Source organism: Chromohalobacter canadensis, assembly GCF_034479555.1.
GTDB classification, from domain to species: domain Bacteria; phylum Pseudomonadota; class Gammaproteobacteria; order Pseudomonadales; family Halomonadaceae; genus Chromohalobacter; species Chromohalobacter canadensis.
On record NZ_CP140151.1, the window covers coordinates 2,406,406 to 2,425,020 of the forward strand.

Here is an 18,615-nt window from a genome sequence, read left to right on the forward strand (position 1 = left end):
CGTACGATCAGGCGTTCGAGTCGTGCTCGGGCTTGCCTTTTTGCTGGGCCGAGGCCATGGCTTCCAGTTCCTCTTCGCTCATCGAGTCGTACATCGACTTCGCGGCACCCTCGAGCTCACTGGCCTTTTTCTCGCCGCGCTTGGCAGCAAGCGCGGCGCCGGCAGCCATCTGCTGGGCTTGGGACTTGGCGGGCATATCGTCACCTCTTCCGTGATGGCGCTTCAATAAGCGGTGGCTATCTTAAGTAAGATAGATGCTGCCTCGGGTGTCGCAATGTCACGATGGTGACAGTATGTGTCCCGTCCGACGCCAGCCAGGCGTCTCTCGCCTTTTTTATTATTCCTTGCGCTGCTTGAGCTGTTCCTTCAAGGGGCCGGGCACCTGTTTGATGATCAGGCGATCGCGCTCGGCATCGAACTCGATGCTGTTGCCGAGCAGATGGGAGTCGAAGCTGATCGAGACGCCACTGGCGCGCCCCGTGAAGCGCCGGAATTGATTGAGCGCTCGCTTGTCCGGCGGAATCTCCTCGGAGAGTCCGTAATCCTGATGGCGAATGTAGTCGTAAAACGCCTTGGGGTGTTGCTCATCGACGAGTTCGGACAGCTCGTCGAGAGTTACCTTCTCGCCGTGTTTGGCCTGGGTGTTGGCGTAGTCGATCACGGCATCGGTCTTCTCGCGGCTCTCGTCGTCGGACAAGTCCTCGCGCTCGACATAGTCGCTGAATGCCTTGAGCAGGGTCCGGGTTTCGCCGCTGGCATCCACGCCTTCCTCGACGCCGAGCAGTTCGCGGAAGCCTTCGGCGAATTTCTTGCCGCCGCGGTCCTTGATGAAAGAAACGTACTGATGCGAGGTGCCGCCCTGCCATTGGGCGAGGTCGATGCGCACGGCGAGCATCAATTGGCCAAGATTGAGCTGAGGCGTTTCGGTCACTTCGAGGGCATTGTCGATGGCAAAGCCCTGGCGATGATGGAGGAGTGCCACGCTGACGTACTGTGTCTCGCCGTGCTGATAATGCACGAACAGCAGATGGCCACCCACCGAGAGGTGGGCGTCGACCAAGGTGTTGATGCGCTCCGCCATCCGGGTGCTCCAGGTGACGAAATCGATCGATCCGGCAAGGTACTCGGAGAGCCCCGCGGCGAAGGCGCTGCTGCCGGTCTCGCCGAAGTGACCCCAGGCCTTGGGCTTGGCATGAAAGCTGTCATTGACGCTTGTCAGCAGCGCCTCGAGAGATGCCGTCGAAGACTGTGCGTGCTCGGCGCAGGTCAGCGTGGCGGGCGTCTCGGTATCGGGCTTGTCGACGCGATGAATAGTGCTGGTCAGAATCGGCATGGTGGCATCTTGGTGAAAACGAAAACGGGCATGATAACGCGCAGCACGGGCCAGCTTCTAAGGCCTATCTAGGGCTTGATGTTGTAGCCGGTCTTGAAGATCCAACCGACCAGCGCCAAGCACAGGCCCAGAAATACCAGGATCATGAGCAGGCTGGCGCCGACACTCACATCACTGATGCCGTAGAAGCTCCAGCGAAAGCCACTGACCAAATAAACGACCGGGTTGAACAGCGTCACCGTCTGCCACACAGGGGGCAACATGTCGATGGAGTAGAAGCTGCCTCCCAAGAAGGTCAGCGGCGTAATGATCAACAACGGCACCAGTTGTAGTTTCTCGAAGCCTTCTGCCCAGATACCGATGATGAAGCCCAGCAGACTGAAGGTAAGGGCGGTGAGTGCCAGGAACAGCAACATCCAGAATGGGTGGTCGATACGTAATGGCACGAAGAAGCTGGCGGTGACGAGAATGATCAAGCCCAGGATGAGCGATTTGGTGGCCGCCGCGCCCACGTACCCGAGAACGATTTCGAGATAAGAGACCGGCGCCGAGAGTACCTCGTAGATGGTGCCGGTGAACTTGGGAAAGAAGATCCCGAACGAGGCGTTGGAGACGCTCTGCGTGAGAAGCATCAACATGATCAGCCCGGGCACGATGAAGGCGCCGTAGCTGACGCCTTCGACTTCCTGAATGCGCGAGCCGATGGCGGCGCCGAAGACCACGAAATAAAGCGATGTGGAGATCACTGGCGAGACCAGGCTTTGCAGCAACGTGCGCCACGCGCGTGCCAATTCGAAATGGTAAATGGTGCCGACCGCGCGGAGATTCATGCGTCCTTCCTCACCAGATTGACGAAAATTTCCTCCAGCGAACTTTGCTCGGTGTGGAGGTCTTTGAAGCGAACGCCCGCCGCTTCGATATCGTTGAGCAGGGCGCTGATGCTTGCCGGCGTCGAGTGTTCGTCAGGTGACGCGGCGTAGGTATAGACCAGTACGTGGCCGTCGTCGGCGAGACTCAGAGGATAGTGCGCCAGCGTCTCGGGAATGGCCGCCAGTGGCGTCTGCAGATCGAGCCGCAGCTGCTTGCGGCCCAACTGGCGCATCAGGGCGGCTTTCTCTTCGACGAGCACGATCTCCCCATCGTTGATTACGCCGATGCGGTCGGCCATCTCCTCGGCCTCTTCGATGTAGTGCGTAGTCAGGATGACGGTGACGCCTTGGTCGCGTAGCGACCGCACCACGTCCCACATGTCGCGGCGTAGCTCGACATCGACCCCGGCGGTAGGCTCGTCGAGAAACAGGATCTGTGGCTCGTGCGCCAGTGCCTTGGCGATCAGTACCCGGCGTTTCATGCCGCCCGAGAGCGTGATCATCTTGTTGCGACGCTTGTCCCACAACGACAACGACCTGAGCACACGCTCGATGTGCGCAGAGTCGGCGCGCTTGCCGAACAGACCACGGCTGAAGCTGACCGTATTCCAGACCGTGGCGAAGGCGTCGCTGGTCAATTCCTGCGGGACCAGGCCGATCTGCTCGCGTGCGGCACGGTAGTCGGTGACGATGTCGTGGCCGTTGACACGGACCTGACCGTCGCTTGCGTTGACCAGCCCGCAGATGATGCTGATCAGGGTGGTCTTGCCGGCGCCATTGGGGCCCAGCAGAGCGAAGATTTCGCCACGCTGGATATCCAGGTCGATGCGTTTGAGCGCTTCGAAGCCCGAGGCGTAACGCTTGGTCAGCCCCTGAACGGTGATCACCGAGGGCGTGGCTTGCAAGGTGTGGGCGCGCGCGGCGGGGCGAGTTTCGGTGGCAGTGGCGTCTGCGATGTCATGACTCATGCGATACCGGGCTCCCGTGGAGAATGGGGCGATCAGTATAGGCGCGCGCCAGCATGTCGTGGCCGGCGCTCACCTGATCGGTAAGTACATCGTCGGCGAGTGCATCGTCGACGAGGCCGGGTCAGTCCTGCGGCTCGGCGCTGTGATAGATGTTCTGCACGTCATCAAGATCGTTGAGGGTGGTGAGCAACTTGTCGAGCATGGCCACGTCATCGCCGGCGACGGGGGTCGTGGTCTGCGGCAAGAACTGAATCTCGTCGGCTTCGAAATCGAGCTCACCGAAGGCCTCGGCGAGTGCCTGCTTGGTCTTGGCGTATTCGGTATGAGGGGCGAAAACGGTAATGCGATCGGTTTCGCTCTCGATGTCGGTGACATCGACATCGGCCTCCATCAAGGCTTCCAGCACCGCTTCCTCGTCGCTGCCCTCAAAGGCGAGGATCGCGCAGTGATCGAACATATGGCTGACACTGCCCGGGGTGCCGAGTTTGCTCTTGGCCTTGTTGAAGCAGGCGCGTACGTCGCCGAAGGTGCGATTGGGGTTGTCGGTCAGGCATTCGACGATGACCATGCAACTGCCCGGACCGAAGCCTTCGTAGCGCGCGAGGGAGTAGTCCTCGCCGCCACCGCCCTTGGCCTTGTCCAGTGCCTTGTCGATGACGTGCGACGGGACCTGGTCTTTCTTGGCGCGTTCGATCAAGCCACGCAGGGCGAGATTGCCTTCGGGGTCGATTCCGCCGGCTTTGGCGCAGACGTAAATCTCGCGCCCGTATTTGCTGTACACCTTGGTCTTGGCGTCGGCCGTCTTGGCCATGGATTCCTTGCGGTTCTGGAAAGCCCTACCCATGTCATGCCCTATCAAATGATTCGCAACGCACAAGATTCTACGCAACATCGCCGGTCGAGGCAGGTTTAATTTTGCGTAGCCCGCGTTTGGCCTTCGACGATACGCCGTCCCCTACAGTCGACGCTATGCTTAATGCGCGCTCACCTGTAGCTTAGGGAGTCTCTATTTGCCACCTTCATCGGAAATGCGTATGTCGATGCGATCCTTGCCAATGCCGTTTACCGCTCGCTCCATCTGGCACGTCATGCTGTTGCTGTGCCTTGCCGTCTCACTGACGGGCTGCGGTATCAACAATATTCCCACGCTCGACGAGAAAGTGAAGTCGGCCTGGTCGCAGGTCGAGAACCAATATCAGCGGCGTGCGGACCTGGTGCCCAATTTGGTGGAAACCGTCAAAGGCTTCGCCGATCAGGAACAGGAAACGCTGACGGCCGTGATCGAAGCGCGCTCCAAGGCGACCTCGATCAACATCGACGCCGACTCGTTGGACGATCCCGAGAAGTTGAAGCAATTCCAGCAAGCTCAGGGCCAACTGACCGGGGCACTGAGTCGCCTGATGGCGGTGTCCGAACGCTATCCGGAGTTGAAGTCGAACCAGAACTTCCTGGCGCTGCAATCACAACTGGAAGGCACCGAGAATCGCATCGCCGTGGCGCGTCGCGATTTCATCCAGGCGGTCGAGCAATACAATACCGAAATTCGTACTTTCCCCGGGCGACTCTGGCATGGCCTTTTGTATAGCGACATGCCGATTCGCGAAAACTTCGAAGCGACTGCCGAGAACGCCGATCAGGCGCCTGAGGTGGAGTTCTAATGAGGCATTGCATCCGTCTGACATGCTTGATGCTGCTGTGGGCCTGTGCCCTCAGCGTTCAGGCGCAGGACATCGAGTTTCCCGAGCTGACCGGGCGCGTGGTCGATCAGGCCGATCTGCTGGATGCGTCGACTCGAGATGAGTTGAGCGGCATGCTCGCGGCGCACGAGGAAGACACCGGCGAACAGGTCGTCGTGGTCACGCTGCCCGATTTACAGGGGGCGCCGATCGAGGAATACGGCTACCAGCTGGGGCGACATTGGGGCATTGGCCAGGAAGACGAAGATAACGGCGCATTGTTGATCGTCTCCATGGAAGAGCAGGCCATCCGCATCGAGGTTGGGTATGGCCTCGAGGGTCGCCTGACCGACGCACAGTCCTCGGCGATCATCACGCAGAAGATCGCCCCGGCGTTTCGCGAAGGAGATTACGCAACCGGGATTACCCAAGGTACGGAAGCGATCATTCAGGTTCTGGGCGGCGACCCGATGGCCGATGCGCCTCCTGCCGGATCGGCGTCCGGGCACGATAAATCGCGCGATGTCGGCGGCGCCTCGGTGGCGTTCTTCGTCATGCTGATGATCGTCATGGGCATCGTACGCGGCATCGGTGGTGGCGGACGCGGCGGGCGTCGTCGCGGACGCGGCGGTGGCTTGCTCGGCGGTCTTCTGCTTGGCGGCGCCATGGGCGGCGGTTTCGGAGGCGGCGGTGGCGGCCTCGGAGGCGGCGGCTTCGGCGGCGGCGGTGGTGGTTTCGGCGGGGGCGGTGCCTCCGGTGGCTGGTAGATCAACGCAAGGGACATCACCATGGCATTATTGAGCGACAGCGAGCAGCAGCAGGTGCGTGATGCGATTACGCACATCGAGCGCGATACCGACGCCGAACTAGTCACCGTACTCGCGCCGCAGGCCGACGATTACACTTACATCCCATTGCTCTGGGCAGGGATTCTGTCCCTGTTGATCCCGGGGGCGATCAATTATTTCCCCCAATGGCTGGGTGCTTCGGAGCTGTTGATCGTGCAGTGGGCGTGTTTCGCGGTGCTCGCAATCGTATTTCGGCTGCCGGCAGTGACGACGCGGCTGATCCCGCGCCGCGTGCGCTTCTGGCGCGCCGCCAACCTGGCGCGGCGGCAGTTTCTCGAGCAGAACCTGCATCACACCCAAGCCGGTACCGGCATGCTGATCTTCGTCTCCGAAGCCGAGCGCTACGTGGAGATTCTGGTCGATCGCGGAATTTCCAGCCGTCTCGACGACGAGACCTGGCAGAGCATCGTCTCGACCTTCACCCAGCAGGTGAAGCAAGGTCAGACGTTGCAGGGCTTTCTCTCATGTATCGAAGCATGCGGTGAGCACCTCCGAGAGCACGTGCCCGCCACTCACGAGCGCAATGAACTCCCCAATCGTCTGATCGTGCTGGAATGAAAAGCCCGACGGCACGCCTCATGGCGTGTCGTCGCCGGTTTCCCCCTCCCAGTAGGCGACCGAATCACCGCGCGACATGAATCGGGTAAGCGTTCGCTTATCGGCATCACCGCCCGGAGCGCTGCCAGTGAAAACCCCGAGCTTGTCGGAATCGGGATATTCGAGGATATCCGGCTCGCGCATCGAACTCACGGCCAGGTAGCGAAGCGATACCGGGCTGTCCGCCGATGCGATCAGTTGGTGCGCGCTTGCCTCGCCGCCCGCGGGGCAGACCACGACGTCACCAGTAGTGACGGGATATCGATCCTCTCCCATGCGCAATTCCCCTTGACCGGCGAGAACCACGAAGAGTTCGTCATTGGCGTGGTGAGCGTGATAAGGCCAGGCACGCTTGCCGGGCGGCACCTCGACTACTCGTGCTCCAAGATGCTTGGCGCCGGCAGGGCCCGCGACGGCGGCATGGGCGGCCTCGAAATGCGCGCCATGGGTGTGCCGTTCGAGCACCAGTTGATCGAGGGGGATGACCGGAGAAAGAGGCATTGGCGTGTCCTGATGAACGCAGAACAGAGCACTATGCCTCGATGGTATGGTCCCGGCAATCCCTCGTCGGGTTGATCGCAGCGCCGCCAGAGACGTACTGCCTGACAGGGTGGCCCTTGCCTCCCGGCGATTCGTCACCATCATCTAGGAAGGACCCTGCGGGGCGCGTCATGTCGGATGTATCCCGCAAGCATAGGATGACAGCACAGGAGAGCACGATGAACGTCGTCACATTACGTAGTCCGGGCGGGCTGGATAAGCTCGATATCCACGAATGCGAAGCGCCGGGTGAGCCGGGGCCTGGCGAGGTGCGCGTGCGCGTGCATGCCAGCTCGCTCAATTATCATGACTACGGTGTCGTTGCCGGCGCCATGTCGACCGAAGACGGCCGTATCCCTATGTCGGATGGGGCCGGTGTCGTCGAAGCCGTGGGTGAAGGCGTCGAGGAATTCACCGTGGGTGATCGGGTGGTATCGACGTTCTTTCCCGAGTGGCTCGAAGGGCCGGCACGCATCGGTGACTTCAGCACCACGCCCGGTGATGGCGTCGATGGCTATGCCCGTGAGCAGGTCGTGCGTCCGACGACGTGGTTTACTCACGCGCCGCGCAATTACGACCATGCCGAAGCCGCTACCCTGACCACGGCCGGGTTGACCGCTTGGCGCGCGCTGGTAGTGAATGGCAATCTCAAGGCGGGTGACACGGTGCTGGTGCTGGGCACCGGCGGTGTCTCGATCTTCGCCTTGCAGTTCGCCAAGCTGATGGGCGCCACGGTGATTGCGACCTCGTCCTCGGACGAGAAGATCGCACGGTTACGCGAACTAGGCGCCGATCACACGCTCAACTATAAGACCGAGCCGGAATGGGGCAAGCGCGTCAAGGCACTCACCAACGGTCAGGGCGTCGATCATGTCATCGAAGTGGGTGGTCCCGCCACGCTGCCGCAATCCATCGACGCCGTGCGCATCGGCGGACACATCTCATTGATCGGTGTGCTCACCGGGCGCGGCGGTGAAATCCCTACTGCCAAGCTGATGGCCAAGCAAGCGCGTCTGCAGGGCTTGATCGTGGGTAGCCGGCGCGACCAGATCGAGATGATCCGTGCCATCGACGCCAGTGACCTACACCCGGTCATCGACCGCCGGTTCGCCCTCGATGAGATCGCCGAGGCGTTTCGTCACCAAGAAGCAGGGCGTCACTTCGGCAAGATCTGCCTGGAATTTTGATCTTTGCTAACCGAGTAGCAGGGCGCCGTAGACGAGCCCGAAACACACGACGAACGCCGGGTGAACCCGAGTTGCCAGGATGAGTACTGCGGCGACGCCACCGATAATTGCGGTGTGCACGGCGCCGGCGGTCGTCACACCTTCGTCGAGAAAGCGCCAGGTCAGGTAGGCCATCAGCGTCATCACAACCGGGCGCACCCACTGGCTCATTGACTTGACCTTGATCGAGTCACGGTAGCGATACAGGGTACCCAGCGCGATCAGCATGAGTAGTAGAGACGGCGCCACGGTGGCGAAGGTAGCGATCAGCGCACCGGCGATACCGGCGACGTCGTAGCCGATGTAGCCGGCCATCTTGGTAGCGATCGGGCTGGGCAGGGCGTTACCCAGCGCCAGAGTCTCGGCGAAGGCCTGTGAACTCATCCACCCATAGCGGCCGACCACCTCGTTCTCGATCAGCGGGATGATTGCCGGCCCACCGCCGTAACCGACGATGTTGGGGATGAAAAATGCCAGGAACAGGTGCCAATAGATCATTTGTCCGTCTCACTGGTCGCGTGCTGTGGTTCGGGGCGCAGTAACGCAGCGATCAAGATCGCGCCGATGACCAGGCCAGGATGTACATCGAGCCAGTAGATCAGCCCACCGGCGACGGCGCCCATTACCAGTGTCATGAGCCAGCCGAGGCTGGCCCGCGACTTGGTGAAGAAATCCCAGGTCAGTTTGGCCATCATCACCATCACCACCGGCACCACACCCTGGCCCATGCCCTGCACCCAGCGCTGGTCGCCGTGACGTGCGTAGAGGCTGAGCAGCGCGATCATGGCCACGATTATGGGCCCTATCACCGCGATGACGGCGTTGAGCGCGCCCAGCACGCCACCGATCCGGTAGCCGATATAGCCGGCCATTTTGGTGGCGATCGGCCCGGGTAGGGTGTTGCCGATCGCCAGCACGTCGGCGAACGCCTCGTCGTCCATCCAGGCGTGGCGTTTGACCACCTCTAGATGAACGAGCGGGATCATCGACGGACCGCCACCGAAACCGAACAGGCCGATGCGCAGAAAGGCCAAAAACAACTGGGCTTGAGTACGCAGCATGATCACAGCACCGCGATGCTGGAGTCGGTGCGCGGTTCGGTGCCGCCGCAGTAGATGCCGCTGTTCGGGTCGCGGATGATCATCTGGCCGCGGCCGAAGCCACGTGGGTCGTGATCGATTTGCATGTCGTGGCCGCGCTCGGCCATCGCGCGTACCAGCGGCGCCGGGTAGCCGTGTTCGATGCCGATACGCTTGCCGCCCATCCACTGCCAGCGCGGCGCGTCGAGCGCGGCCTGCGGGTTGAGCCCGAAGTCGATCAGGTTCATTACCACCTGGACGTGTCCCTGAGGCTGCATGAAGCCGCCCATTACCCCGAACGGCCCGAGCGGCGTGCCGTCGTCGCGGCTCAGAAAGCCGGGAATGATGGTGTGGAAGGTCTTCTTGCCCGGCGCGAGCACGTTGTCATGGCTCGGGTCGAGACTGAAGTTGTGGCCGCGGTTTTGCAGTGCGATGCCGGTACCCGGCACCACCACCCCGGAGCCGAAGCCGTGATAGTTGCTCTGGATGAATGACACCATATTGCCGTCGCCATCGGCGGTCGCCAGGTAGACGGTGCCGCCGGCCTGCGGGGTGCCCGGGGTCGGCTCGAGTGCACGCTCGCCGATCAACGCGCGGCGCTCGCGGGTGTAAGCGTCGCCGAGCAGCGCCTCGACGCTGTGGGTCATGTGCTCGGGCTGGGTGATGTGGGTCTGGCCGTCGACGAACGCAAGCTTCATCGCCTCGAGCTGGCGGTGCAGCACCTCGGGGTTGTCGCGGTTGTCGACCTCGAAGCCCTCGAGAATGCGCAGCGCCATCAGTGCGACCAGCCCCTGGCCGTTGGGCGGAATCTCCCAGACTTTATGACCACGGTAGTCTGCCGCGATCGGTGTGACCCATTCCGGCTGATAACCGGCAAGATCTTCTGCACGCAGATAGCCGCCGGTCTCGCGGGAGAAGGCGTCGATGCGCTCGGCTAGCTCGCCGCGATAGAAGCTTTCGCTGTGCGTTGCGGCGATGGCTTCCAGGGTTCGTGCCTGGTCCTCGCAGCGGTGCCACTCGCCGGCACGCGGGGCATGCCCGGTCGGCGCGAAGGTGTCGAACCAGCCGTTCGTAGAAGGGGCGGTGAGATGTTCGCGAAAAGTCGCCTCGGCGCGTTGCCAGAGACTGGCGATGACCGGCGAGACCGGAAAACCCTCTCGGGCTAGGCGGGTCGCCGGGGCGAGCAGCGTCTGAAAATCGAGCTTGCCGAAGCGCCGCGACAGCTCGGCCCAGGCGGCGGGAATGCCGGGCACGGTCACCGGCGTCCAGCCGTAAAGCGGCATGGACTCGAAGCCGTCCTCGGCGACCGCCTGTGGAGTCAACGCGGCGGGGGCGGTGCCGCTGGCATTGAGGCCGTGAAGCTTGCCTTTGCCTGCATTGTCGTCGGCGATCCACACCAGCGCGAAGGCGTCACCGCCGATCCCGCAACCGGTAGGTTCGACCACGGTGAGCGCCGCGGCGGTGGCGATGGCGGCGTCCACTGCGTTGCCGCCCTGCGCGAGGATGTCACGGCCAATCTGGCTGGCCTGGGGCTGGGACGCGGCAACCATACCGTGTTTGGCGTAGGTAGCGCTGCGCTGGGAAGCGTAGGGCGTTGCCTGGGAAAAAGGCGTCAACATGCCGTCTCCGATCGATTGTTATGTTATAAATCGTTTTGAATGAAAAAATCGATTTTGTTGAGATGACTATGGCGCGCAATTTAATTAACGTCAATATGGGATTCTGGCAAAGGGCTTACTGCACTGAGGCAAATCCTTGCTCGCCGAACGGAAACACATATCGCCAGCCATTACCTTTGAACTTGATAAGAGAACCACGCCATGACCGCATCGCCATCGACTAGTCGCGACATGGCCTCGAGCCGAATCTTCGAGACACTCAAGCAGGACTTGATTCGTGGACGTTTCGCGGCGGGTGAGAAGCTCGCCATCAGTGCTCTCAAGGACCATTACCGAGTGGGGCTCAGCCCGCTGCGCGAGGCGCTCAACCGGCTGGCGGCCTACGGCCTGCTCGAGCAGGTCAATCAGCGGGGGTTTCGAGTGCCGGCAATGGACCTTGAGGAGCTCGATGATATCGCGGGGCTGCGCGCTCAGCTTGAATGCATGGCGTTGACGCAGGCCTTTCAGGCGGGAGATTCAGAATGGGAGTCACAGGTATTGGCGGCGCACCATCGGTTACGCCGTGCCGACGAGCATCCTGAGCAAGTGGAGGAATGGGAACAAGCACATCTGCGTTTTCATCGGGCATTGCTAGCGTCGTGCGGTTCGCACTGGTTGTTACGCTTCATCGAACAACTACACGACCAGTTCGACCGCTACCGGCGCCTGGCGCCGCCCAATCCGGAGGTGCGAAAGGCGCTTGATCGCCAACATGGCGAGCTGGTCGAACTGGCACTGAGTCGAGACATTCGCGCCGCACGGGCATTGCTCGATGATCACATCCGAATGTCTCACAGTGTTGCCCGCGGTTGTTGCGAGTCATCGGCATCCGACGACGATACGTAAGCCATTGGGCGGTTATCTCGCCACGACTCAGCGGCCCATCATCGTGTCAGCGACTAGCGTGACTTACGCCCCGCCTTGGGTGCCGTTACCACGACCCCGACCGCCACGACGGCGGCGTGGACGGTTTTCGCCGCCGTCGCGATCGCGGGATGCATTGCTGTTGCGTGAGTCGTTACCGCCTGAATTGCCACCGCGACGCTGGCCGTTGTCGCGTCCGTTACCGTTGCGTTGGCCCCCACCGTTACCACCGCGCGGCGGGCTGGTGCCCTGGCCGCTGACGAGTGCCTCGCTGGGCTCGAAGCCGGCGATGGTTTGACGCTCCAGCGTCTGACGAATCAGCCGCTCGATTCCCGCGAGCTCCTTGCCTTCTTCGGGGCTGACCAGCGACACCGCGTGGCCGCTGGCACCTGCGCGTCCGGTACGTCCGATACGGTGGACGTAGTCCTCGGCGACATTGGGCAGCTCGAAGTTGACCACTTGCGGGAGCTGATCGATGTCGAGGCCGCGCGCGGCGATATCGGTCGCCACCAGCACACGAATGTCGCCGCTCTTGAAGCCGTCTAGGGCCTTGGTACGCGCATTCTGGCTCTTGTTGCCGTGAATCGCAGCCGCCTCGATACCGGCGTCTTCGAGCTGGCGGCTCAGGCGGTTGGCGCCGTGTTTGGTGCGCATGAAGACCAGCACTTGCTGCCACTGATTCTCGTGGATCAAGTGCGTGAGCAGCGCCGGCTTGCGGGTCTTGTCCACCGGGTGGATCCACTGCGTGACCGTCTCGGCGGTGGTGTTGCGCGGCGTGACAGAGATTTCCACCGGGTCGTTGACCATGCCCTTGGCGAGCGTGCGGATCTCCTGCGAGAAGGTCGCCGAGAACATCAGGTTCTGACGCTTGGCGGGCAGGGTCTTGAGGATCCGACGGATATCGTGAATGAAGCCCATGTCGAGCATGCGGTCGGCTTCGTCCATCACCAGAACTTCCAGCGCATCGAAGCTGACGGCCTTCTGGCTATACAGATCCAGCAGTCGACCCGGCGTTGCCACCAGGATATCGACCCCGCCGCGTAGTTTGGCGATCTGCGGGTTGACCTTCACGCCGCCGAAGACCACGGCGCTGCGTAGCGGTAGATGCTTGCCATACGCCTCGATATTGGCGCCGATCTGGGCAGCCAACTCGCGGGTCGGCGTGAGAATCAGCGCGCGCACTTGTTTGGCGGGCGCGCGCGTGCCGGTAGCGAGGCGTTCGAGGATCGGCAGCGTGAACCCGGCGGTCTTGCCGGTGCCGGTCTGGGCGGCGGCCATCACGTCGCGTCCTTCGAGAACGGCGGGGATCGCCTTGGCTTGAATCGGCGAGGGTGTCTCGTAGCCTTGCTCGGCCACGGCATCCAGAATCGGAGCGGAAAGCCCCAAGGAGGTAAAGCTCATGAAGTCGTCTCGGTGGCTGCGAAGTGGGCCAGAGTAGGCGGGCAGCGGGCGTGCAGCTTACCGGATATGAACCAGGCTTGCCACTTTAGGCGTATAGCGCAGGCACTTCTCAAGCCGTGTTCAGTACCCAGGCACGGAATGCGCGCATGGGCTCGGTCAGGTGGCGATGTTGCGGGGTGAGCAGTGACAGACACCCCCGACTGGGCAGCGTATGCGGCAGTGCTTGCACCAAGTTGTGCTGCGCGAGGTCCGCGGCGAGCAGTCGCGTCCACCCCAGGGTCACGCCTTGGCCGGCCAGGGTCGCGTTCATGAGCAACTGGAAGCTGTTGGCACGCAGGCTGTGCTCCGGCGTGCGCCAGGCCAGGTTCTGGGCCTGATACCAGCCTTCCCAGGTTAGCCAGTCATGATAATGATCTTCGACGACCATCAACGTGTGACGAGCGAGCAGGTCATCGGCATCGCGGATGTCACCATGACGAGTCAGGTAGGCCGGACTGCATACCGCGGCGACCTCCTCGTGGGAGAAGATCGCCTCGGCGTCGAGGCCGGTAGGGTCGACCTCGTGAGGAACGTGATAGTAGATGCCCAGATCGAACTCGGCGAGGTCCAGGCGGTGAGGGTCCTCGACCGTCAGGATGCGGATCTCGATATGCGGATGCGCACGCTGGAAGTCGGGAAGCTGCCGCGCCAGCCAGATCGAGGCAATGGTGGGGCTGGAGGCCAACGTGAGCTGACGGTCGTCGCCGCGACGCCGCAGGCGCGCCGTTTCGTCGCGCAGATCACGCAACAGACGCTGCACCACGCGAAAGTAGTGTTCGCCGGCGGGTGTCAGGCGCAGGCCTTCGTAATGACGCTCGAACAGCGGCCGACCCAGATCATCCTCGAGCCGCTTGATCTGGCGGCTGACGGCGCTCTGGGTCAGGTACAGTTCGCTGCCGGCCTGCGTGAAACTGGCATGTCGTGCGGCGGCCTCGAAGGCACGCAGGCACGCCAGCGGCGGTAACGCATCACGGGATGACATAGACGTATCCGGGGCCATGAAACGGCCCCGGAGCATAACATGCACGCCGCCGGTCAGATGGCCGTGCGTGGAATTTCGCGCTGCCACGACTTCGCGCTCACCTGGGTCTCACCTTCGTGGGCGATCTGTTCGGCACTGAGATAAAAGGTATCGGCGTCGCAATGCAGGTGATAGCGACTGGTCACCTCGACGGCGAACTGACCGTCGCCTTCATCGCGGCTGGCACGATAGACCCATTCGATATCGGCACGTGTCCGTGTGGCGTCGGTCGGGTGACTGCTGTAGACCTCTTTTGCTTTTTGCTCGACACGTAAGCCGTGATCCTCGAAGCGAATGTCGCCCATGTCGTCTTCCACGGTGACGGTCACCTCGCCACTGCCGACGTCTTCGCTGAGAGTGCGCTTGGGTTGTCCGCCGCGAAGCGTTTCGACGCGACACGGCGCGGCGCTCTCCGGTGCTTCGAATGGCATCGAGATGTAAGCCGCTTTTGAACATGGCAGCTCGAGTGTCGGCATGCCCGACTGAAGCGTCAGGTCAGCGCGCTTTTGGGGCGACCACACAAGCGGAAAACTGGCGCTGGAGAGCGCCACGCGCAGGCGGTGTCCTGGGGGCAGGCGGTAGCCGATCAGGTCCAGTGGCAGGCGTATATCCATCGGCTCGCCGGGGACCGGCGGCGTGAGCGTGCCGGGATCGTCGCGCAGATTGAGATTGAGCGTGGCGTAGGTGATCAACGCGCTCTCGCCGCTCGGCGCTACGTCACAAAGGCGCACGTGGAACTGACCGCAATCCTCGGCACTGGCGAGCGTCACCCTCACCGTCGGCTGGCCGAGAATGTCGAGCCCTTCGATGTAGGGCGCCGAGTCGAAGGTCAACGACAGGCCGTCGTCGCGACGCTGGTCGGGGGGAAAGTCGGCGCCAAACCATAGCGGAATGTACTCGCCCTGCAGCGAGCCTGTGGTCAGCGGGGAGGCGATTTGTCGATCATTGCTCAACCGACCCTTGCTCCCCAGGCCGTAATCGCCGAGTACCAGAGACTGCATCTCGACCTCGTCGCTGGGCGCTGGCCAGGCTGAGGTCCGCACCCACTTCCCCGGGCGTTCGAGGTACTTCGGTGCGGGCGGCACGCCATCCTGCAGATAGAAGGTGCACGCGGGCTCGTCCATGATGCCGGTGTCGGTATCCTTGAGCCAGTAGTCCCACCAGCGCAGCGCCTCCTGCAGAAAGCCGATGGCCGGGTCGGGGATCGCAAAGTGCGGGTACTTGTGCATCCACGGCCCGATCAGCGCCTTCTTGGGGCACGACAGGTGCTCCATCATTCGCGGAATGGCATCGATGTACGAATCCGCCCAGCCGCTGACCATATAGACAGCCGCTTCGATGCCGCCTAGCGCTTGGTGATAGCCCTCGCAGATCGAACCATGTTTCCAGTAGTCGTCACGATGCTGATGCTCGAGCCAGGTTTCCGCCAGCAGCGGCATGTTGTCGAGGCGATGCTTCCACATCTCGCGCCATCGATCGCCGACCAGCGCCGGATCGGGCACGGCGGCGGAGAAGCTCAGCATGGTCGCCGCCCAGCCGAGGTTCTCGAGCAGCATGTTGCCGCCCTTGTAATGGATGTCGTCGGCGTAGCGGTCGTCGGTGGAGCACAGCGTGATGATCGCCTTGAGCGGTTCGGGGCGCAGCGCGGCGAGTTGCAGGCTATTGAAGCCGCCCCAGGAGATGCCCATCATGCCGAGCTTGCCGTCGCACCAGGGTTGATCGGTAATCCAATCGATCACCTCCAGCGCATCACGTTGCTCTTGCGGGGCATATTCGTCTTCCATCAACCCGTCGGACTCGCCGTTGCCGCGCATATCGACCCGAATGCAGGCGTAACCGTGGCCGGCGAAGTAGGGGTGAGTCAGCTCGTCGCGCACCGCCGTGCCGTCGCGTTTGCGATAGGGCAGGTATTCGAGGATCGCCGGCACTGGCTTCGACTCGGCATCCTCGGGCAACCAGATACGGGCCGCTAGCCGCGTGCCATCGGCGAGCACGATCCATTGGTTCTCGATCTCGCGCACGCGGTGTGGAAAGTCGTGCTTGATGTTCATGCGTCGTCCTTGGAAGCGTGAGAAGAGTGAGGCGGTGTCGCGAGGCGCTCAGGATGTTTCAACCAGCGCCACAGCGAGCCCGTGGCGAGCAGCACGATGATCAGCGCCGGCAGGCCGCCGAGATTGGAGAGCATCTTGATGCCGTCGATGCCCACGAAGCTGACCATGACCCAGGACACGATGCCGACGATGACGCCCCACAGGACTTTCATCGACACGCCAGTGTTGAGGTCCGAGTCGGCGGTCAGCCCGCGTGTGCAAAGATTGCCGATGGCATCGGTCTGCGAGTCCGCCGCCGTGACGTAGGAGATGTAGGCAATGAACAGCAGCAAGGGAATCCAGACACCGGCGAAAGGCATCTGTCGAAACAGCTCGTAGAGCACGTTTTCCACGCCGCGATCATTAAGAATGGCATGCAGGTCGACACCGGTATGGGCCTGAAAATAAAGCGCCGCGCCGGAGAAGATGATGACCCAAGCGGAGGCGAAAAGTGCTGGATAAAACAGATTGACGCGCAGAAACTCGCGTACCGTGTAGCCGCGTGAAATCTTGCCCAGGAACAGCGCCGCCATGGGTGCCCAGGCGAACCATACCGCCCAATAGAAGATCGACCACCACTGTGGCCACTGGTCCTCGCCGGCGGCCCCGGTGAACAGGCTCTTGGTGAAGAAGCCATCGAGATAGACGCCGAAGGATTCCACGCCCAGCGAGAGCATGAAGCTCGTCGGCCCCACCACGAAGATGAACACGCCCAGAATCAACAGCAATATAGCGTTCAGCGACGATAGCCGCGCGATGCCTTTCTGCAGGCCGCTAGCCGCCGAAATCACGAAGGTCACCACGATCAGGGCAATGACCACGCCCAGGCGCAGGGGGCTGGTTTCGCCGCCCAGGTATTGGCCCGCGCCGCCGGCCAGCGTCAGCGCGCCGGTGCCCAGCGACGATGCCATGCCGGCCACCAGGGCGTAGAGCGACACGGCATCGATCAGACCGCCGAAACGCTTGACCTTGGGGCCGAAGACAGGCTCCAACATGCTCGAGATCGAGAAGCGCAGGCGCAGGTTGTAGAAGGCCAGGGCGAAGATCAGCGCCGGGACGGCATAGATGGCGTAGGGCGTGAACGACCAGTGCAGGAACATGGTCGACATCGCGAACAGCATGGCATCGCCCGAGCCGGCCTCCAGGCCCAGCGACTCGGGCGGCGACATGAAGTGATACAGCGGCTCGGCGGTGGTCCAGAACAACACTCCCACGGCCAGGGTGGTGCACAAGGTGATCGAGAACCAGCGCAGCCGCGACAGCATGGGCGTTGCCTGCTCGCCGCCGATACGTAGCTTACCCAGTGGCGAAAAATAAACGATGACGGCCAACACCAGCAGGTACAGGCTGCCCAGGCTGAAGAGCCACGCAAAGTTATCCAGAATGGCATCGTTTAGCGCGCTGGCGGTCGCCAGGAAGGCATCGAGATTGACGTAGCTGGCGATTACCGCTGCCAGCAATACCAGGAAGGTTGGCCAGAAAACCAAGGGCCGTAGCGATGTTTGCATCACCCAGTCTCCGTTTGTCGTTATCGTGTGGCGCCATGCGCCAATAGCATGGCATGCCACTCTACCGACACACGGTGCGCTACGCTCAAACGCTACTTGGTAATGGGGGTATGCGTGCGACGCATGGCATATGCGCCATGGCGACGTGCGATGACGCGTCCGTTAGCATGACCGCATCGAATCATTACGCGAGAAGCGCCGCCATGAACTCCGAAGATTTGCAAAAGCTCGCCACCCGCACGATGCCGTTCGGCAAGTACGCAGGTCGGCTGATCGCCGACCTGCCTGGCCCTTATCTGGCCTGGTTTGCCCGGCAGGGCTTCCCTCAGGGGGAAATCGGGCGACTGCTCGCCCTGATGCATGAAATCGACCACAACGGACTCAACGCGCTGCTAGAACCGCTGCGTTGACGGTTAACCCGCGGCGGCCGCCTTGGCCTGCCCGACCCGCCGTCGCGTGTTGCTCAGATAGATCAACACCAAGGCACCGGCGAGCAGGGCCAGGGCGGTATAGCGCGAGGCGTCCAGCGGCATGTGGGCGTTGCCCAGCCAACCGAAGTTGTCGATCAATACGCTCATCAGCAATTGGCCGGAGATCGTCGCGACCGTGGCGGCGGCGGTGCCGACGCGGGGCACAGCGAAGACGATGACGAGCATGTAGACCACGCCGAACAGGGCACCAATCAACTGCCATTTGGGCACCGTGAACAACGTCTCTTGGTGCGCAGGCTCGAAGAAAAACATCAACAAGAAGGTGATCAATGCGCCCGAGACAAAGGTTAGCCAGGCGCTTTCCAGCACGCCGACATTGGCGCCTAGACGGCCGTTGATCGACGACTGGGCGGCGAGAGCGGCGCCGCCGATGAGAAGTACGAGAAAGATGATCGGCAATAGCATGA

The 18,615-nt window shown here is 62.2% G+C and carries 20 protein-coding genes; 6 read left to right on the plus strand and 14 right to left on the minus strand.

What is annotated here, in order from left to right; translation table 11 throughout:
* Window positions 1-7: 7 nt before the first annotated feature.
* The 5 genes from SR908_RS11405 to SR908_RS11425 form a co-directional block, all read right to left on the minus strand.
* Entirely contained in the window at window positions 8-196 is a 189-nt protein-coding gene (locus SR908_RS11405; protein WP_075370445.1) for a DUF3008 family protein, read from the minus strand.
* Window positions 197-337: 141 nt separating this feature from the next.
* A complete protein-coding gene (yejK, locus tag SR908_RS11410) occupies window positions 338-1,333 on the minus strand; it encodes a nucleoid-associated protein YejK (RefSeq protein ID WP_246924260.1) in 996 nt (331 codons plus the stop codon).
* Between the two features lie 68 nt (window positions 1,334-1,401).
* Entirely contained in the window at window positions 1,402-2,163 is a 762-nt protein-coding gene (locus tag SR908_RS11415) for an ABC transporter permease (protein WP_040244998.1), read from the minus strand.
* Complete coding sequence (locus tag SR908_RS11420) at window positions 2,160-3,170, minus strand: ABC transporter ATP-binding protein (protein ID WP_082021409.1); 1,011 nt, start codon at window positions 3,168-3,170, stop codon at window positions 2,160-2,162. The genes SR908_RS11415 and SR908_RS11420 overlap by 4 nt, the downstream gene beginning before the upstream one ends.
* Window positions 3,171-3,291: 121 nt before the next feature.
* Window positions 3,292-4,014 carry a YebC/PmpR family DNA-binding transcriptional regulator gene (locus SR908_RS11425; protein WP_246924263.1) on the minus strand — a complete coding sequence of 241 codons (723 nt, stop codon included), beginning with the start codon at window positions 4,012-4,014 and terminating at the stop codon, window positions 3,292-3,294.
* Between the two features lie 190 nt (window positions 4,015-4,204).
* On the opposite strand from SR908_RS11425, the gene SR908_RS11430 reads away from it, so the two are divergent.
* The 3 genes from SR908_RS11430 to SR908_RS11440 are packed head-to-tail and all read left to right on the plus strand — an operon-like array spanning window position 4,205 to window position 6,252.
* On the plus strand, window positions 4,205-4,828 hold the full coding sequence (locus tag SR908_RS11430) for a LemA family protein (RefSeq protein WP_371399745.1): 624 nt from the start codon (window positions 4,205-4,207) through the stop codon (window positions 4,826-4,828).
* Window positions 4,828-5,613, plus strand: a complete 786-nt coding sequence (locus SR908_RS11435) for a TPM domain-containing protein (protein WP_246924267.1) — start codon at window positions 4,828-4,830, stop codon at window positions 5,611-5,613. Before SR908_RS11430 ends, SR908_RS11435 begins: the two co-directional genes overlap by 1 nt.
* Before the next feature lie 21 nt (window positions 5,614-5,634).
* Window positions 5,635-6,252: a TPM domain-containing protein gene (locus tag SR908_RS11440; RefSeq protein WP_178997578.1), complete on the plus strand. Its 618-nt coding sequence runs from the start codon at window positions 5,635-5,637 to the stop codon at window positions 6,250-6,252.
* 18 nt (window positions 6,253-6,270) lie between these two features.
* Here the strand turns inward: SR908_RS11440 and SR908_RS11445 are convergent, their stop codons facing one another.
* Entirely contained in the window at window positions 6,271-6,792 is a 522-nt protein-coding gene (locus SR908_RS11445; protein ID WP_246924269.1) for a cupin domain-containing protein, read from the minus strand.
* A gap of 218 nt (window positions 6,793-7,010) precedes the next feature.
* Between SR908_RS11445 and SR908_RS11450 the strand changes: the two genes are divergently transcribed.
* Complete coding sequence (locus tag SR908_RS11450; protein WP_246924272.1) at window positions 7,011-8,018, plus strand: zinc-dependent alcohol dehydrogenase family protein; 1,008 nt, start codon at window positions 7,011-7,013, stop codon at window positions 8,016-8,018.
* Window positions 8,019-8,024: 6 nt separating this feature from the next.
* Here SR908_RS11450 and SR908_RS11455 read toward each other — a convergent pair whose 3' ends face one another.
* From SR908_RS11455 to SR908_RS11465, 3 genes are read right to left on the minus strand one after another with little or no spacing between them, the layout of a single operon-like run.
* Window positions 8,025-8,555, minus strand: a complete 531-nt coding sequence (locus SR908_RS11455) for a chromate transporter (protein WP_178997592.1) — start codon at window positions 8,553-8,555, stop codon at window positions 8,025-8,027.
* The gene (locus tag SR908_RS11460; protein WP_246924274.1) at window positions 8,552-9,118 is read right to left on the minus strand and encodes a chromate transporter; all 567 of its coding nucleotides are present in this window, start codon (window positions 9,116-9,118) and stop codon (window positions 8,552-8,554) included. The genes SR908_RS11455 and SR908_RS11460 overlap by 4 nt, the downstream gene beginning before the upstream one ends.
* A 2-nt stretch (window positions 9,119-9,120) precedes the next feature.
* A complete protein-coding gene (locus tag SR908_RS11465) occupies window positions 9,121-10,755 on the minus strand; it encodes a gamma-glutamyltransferase family protein (RefSeq protein WP_246924277.1) in 1,635 nt (544 codons plus the stop codon).
* 201 nt (window positions 10,756-10,956) lie between these two features.
* Here SR908_RS11465 and SR908_RS11470 point away from each other — a divergent pair, with 201 nt between their 5' ends.
* Complete coding sequence (locus tag SR908_RS11470; RefSeq protein WP_246924280.1) at window positions 10,957-11,640, plus strand: GntR family transcriptional regulator; 684 nt, start codon at window positions 10,957-10,959, stop codon at window positions 11,638-11,640.
* A 63-nt stretch (window positions 11,641-11,703) separates the two neighbouring features.
* Here SR908_RS11470 and SR908_RS11475 read toward each other — a convergent pair whose 3' ends face one another.
* From SR908_RS11475 to SR908_RS11490, 4 genes are all read right to left on the minus strand, one after another.
* Complete coding sequence (locus tag SR908_RS11475) at window positions 11,704-13,059, minus strand: DEAD/DEAH box helicase (protein ID WP_246924282.1); 1,356 nt, start codon at window positions 13,057-13,059, stop codon at window positions 11,704-11,706.
* A 109-nt stretch (window positions 13,060-13,168) separates the two neighbouring features.
* Window positions 13,169-14,080: a LysR substrate-binding domain-containing protein gene (locus SR908_RS11480; protein WP_179703044.1), complete on the minus strand. Its 912-nt coding sequence runs from the start codon at window positions 14,078-14,080 to the stop codon at window positions 13,169-13,171.
* 53 nt (window positions 14,081-14,133) lie between these two features.
* Window positions 14,134-16,170 (minus strand): CocE/NonD family hydrolase, encoded by a 2,037-nt coding sequence (locus SR908_RS11485; RefSeq protein ID WP_246924285.1) that lies wholly within the window; start codon window positions 16,168-16,170, stop codon window positions 14,134-14,136.
* Window positions 16,167-17,717 (minus strand): BCCT family transporter, encoded by a 1,551-nt coding sequence (locus tag SR908_RS11490; protein WP_246924287.1) that lies wholly within the window; start codon window positions 17,715-17,717, stop codon window positions 16,167-16,169. Before SR908_RS11490 ends, SR908_RS11485 begins: the two co-directional genes overlap by 4 nt.
* Before the next feature lie 203 nt (window positions 17,718-17,920).
* Here SR908_RS11490 and SR908_RS11495 point away from each other — a divergent pair, with 203 nt between their 5' ends.
* Window positions 17,921-18,127, plus strand: coding sequence for a DUF3820 family protein (locus SR908_RS11495; protein ID WP_246924290.1), 207 nt, complete (start codon window positions 17,921-17,923; stop codon window positions 18,125-18,127).
* A 3-nt stretch (window positions 18,128-18,130) separates the two neighbouring features.
* On the opposite strand, the gene SR908_RS11500 is transcribed toward SR908_RS11495, so the two are convergent.
* Entirely contained in the window at window positions 18,131-18,613 is a 483-nt protein-coding gene (locus SR908_RS11500) for a DMT family transporter (protein ID WP_097022815.1), read from the minus strand.
* Between the last annotated feature and the right edge of the window lie 2 nt (window positions 18,614-18,615).

Coding starts and splice junctions, on each gene's coding strand:
- SR908_RS11430 (WP_371399745.1), top strand. CDS start 4,205: ATGTCGATGCGATCCTTGCCAATGCCGTTTACCGCTCGCTCCATCTGG.
- SR908_RS11420 (WP_082021409.1), bottom strand. CDS start 3,170: ATGAGTCATGACATCGCAGACGCCACTGCCACCGAAACTCGCCCCGCC.
- SR908_RS11450 (WP_246924272.1), top strand. CDS start 7,011: ATGAACGTCGTCACATTACGTAGTCCGGGCGGGCTGGATAAGCTCGAT.
- SR908_RS11445 (WP_246924269.1), bottom strand. CDS start 6,792: ATGCCTCTTTCTCCGGTCATCCCCCTCGATCAACTGGTGCTCGAACGG.
- SR908_RS11455 (WP_178997592.1), bottom strand. CDS start 8,555: ATGATCTATTGGCACCTGTTCCTGGCATTTTTCATCCCCAACATCGTC.
- SR908_RS11465 (WP_246924277.1), bottom strand. CDS start 10,755: ATGTTGACGCCTTTTTCCCAGGCAACGCCCTACGCTTCCCAGCGCAGC.
- SR908_RS11480 (WP_179703044.1), bottom strand. CDS start 14,080: ATGTCATCCCGTGATGCGTTACCGCCGCTGGCGTGCCTGCGTGCCTTC.
- SR908_RS11475 (WP_246924282.1), bottom strand. CDS start 13,059: ATGAGCTTTACCTCCTTGGGGCTTTCCGCTCCGATTCTGGATGCCGTG.
- SR908_RS11490 (WP_246924287.1), bottom strand. CDS start 17,717: ATGCAAACATCGCTACGGCCCTTGGTTTTCTGGCCAACCTTCCTGGTA.
- SR908_RS11460 (WP_246924274.1), bottom strand. CDS start 9,118: ATGCTGCGTACTCAAGCCCAGTTGTTTTTGGCCTTTCTGCGCATCGGC.
- SR908_RS11405 (WP_075370445.1), bottom strand. CDS start 196: ATGCCCGCCAAGTCCCAAGCCCAGCAGATGGCTGCCGGCGCCGCGCTT.
- SR908_RS11435 (WP_246924267.1), top strand. CDS start 4,828: ATGAGGCATTGCATCCGTCTGACATGCTTGATGCTGCTGTGGGCCTGT.
- SR908_RS11500 (WP_097022815.1), bottom strand. CDS start 18,613: ATGCTATTGCCGATCATCTTTCTCGTACTTCTCATCGGCGGCGCCGCT.
- SR908_RS11495 (WP_246924290.1), top strand. CDS start 17,921: ATGAACTCCGAAGATTTGCAAAAGCTCGCCACCCGCACGATGCCGTTC.
- SR908_RS11470 (WP_246924280.1), top strand. CDS start 10,957: ATGACCGCATCGCCATCGACTAGTCGCGACATGGCCTCGAGCCGAATC.
- SR908_RS11485 (WP_246924285.1), bottom strand. CDS start 16,170: ATGAACATCAAGCACGACTTTCCACACCGCGTGCGCGAGATCGAGAAC.
- SR908_RS11440 (WP_178997578.1), top strand. CDS start 5,635: ATGGCATTATTGAGCGACAGCGAGCAGCAGCAGGTGCGTGATGCGATT.
- yejK (WP_246924260.1), bottom strand. CDS start 1,333: ATGCCGATTCTGACCAGCACTATTCATCGCGTCGACAAGCCCGATACC.
- SR908_RS11415 (WP_040244998.1), bottom strand. CDS start 2,163: ATGAATCTCCGCGCGGTCGGCACCATTTACCATTTCGAATTGGCACGC.
- SR908_RS11425 (WP_246924263.1), bottom strand. CDS start 4,014: ATGGGTAGGGCTTTCCAGAACCGCAAGGAATCCATGGCCAAGACGGCC.